The organism is Belliella calami (assembly GCF_022549695.1).
GTDB classification, from domain to species: domain Bacteria; phylum Bacteroidota; class Bacteroidia; order Cytophagales; family Cyclobacteriaceae; genus Belliella; species Belliella calami.
Genome location: NZ_JAKZGS010000042.1, coordinates 1 through 913, shown reverse-complemented (window position 1 = coordinate 913; position 913 = coordinate 1). Strand labels below are relative to the sequence as shown.

The 913-nt window shown below is 36.9% G+C and carries 3 protein-coding genes; all 3 read left to right on the top strand.

Going from position 1 to position 913, the window contains the following annotated elements:
- The coding region (locus tag MM236_RS19610; RefSeq protein ID WP_241276698.1) for a GIY-YIG nuclease family protein at nucleotides 1-302 on the top strand (302 nt) is incomplete at its 5' end.
- 110 nt (nucleotides 303-412) lie between these two features.
- Complete coding sequence (locus tag MM236_RS19605; RefSeq protein WP_241276697.1) at nucleotides 413-649, top strand: GIY-YIG nuclease family protein; 237 nt, start codon at nucleotides 413-415, stop codon at nucleotides 647-649.
- Nucleotides 650-779: 130 nt separating this feature from the next.
- Nucleotides 780-913, top strand: a 134-nt coding sequence (locus MM236_RS19725) for a GIY-YIG nuclease family protein (RefSeq protein WP_255742980.1), incomplete at its 3' end; no start/stop codon positions are given.

The window sequence follows — 913 nt, the reverse complement described above, 5'->3', positions numbered from 1 at the left end:
TTCGATTCCCGCTCCTGGTACTTAAACCTCGTATAACTACGAGGTTTTTTGTTTTATATTTGATTATGTTTTTTGTATACGCCATATCAAGTTCTATTAGAAAGTATATCTACGTAGGACTAACTTCAAATCTTGATGAAAGAATTCATAGACACAATTCCGGATACGAGAAAACCACAAAACCTTATACGCCTTTTGACTTGATTTATGTCAAACAGTTCGAAACTAGAATCGAAGCAAGACAACATGAAAAATATCTCAAATCTACATCTGGAAAACGAATTTTGTACAGCTTATTGTAAGCTTGTGGCTTCACGGCCGTGCGGGCCTGTCTTCCGCCAGGTAGATTCGATTCCCGCTCCTGGTACTTAAACCTCGTATAACTACGAGGTTTTTTGTTTTATATTTGATTATGTTTTTTGTATACGCCATATCAAGTTCTATTAGAAAGTATATCTACGTAGGACTAACTTCAAATCTTGATGAAAGAATTCATAGACACAATTCCGGATACGAGAAAACCACAAAACCTTATACGCCTTTTGACTTGATTTATGTCAAACAGTTCGAAACTAGAATCGAAGCAAGACAACATGAAAAATATCTCAAATCTACATCTGGAAAACGAATTTTGTACAGCTTATTGTAAGCTTGTGGCTTCACGGCCGTGCGGGCCTGTCTTCCGCCAGGTAGACCTGTCTTCCGCCAGGTAGATTCGATTCCCGCTCCTGGTACTTAAACCTCGTATAACTACGAGGTTTTTTGTTTTATATTTGATTATGTTTTTTGTATACGCCATATCAAGTTCTATTAGAAAGTATATCTACGTAGGACTAACTTCAAATCTTGATGAAAGAATTCATAGACACAATTCCGGATACGAGAAAACCACAAAACCTTATACGCCTTTTGA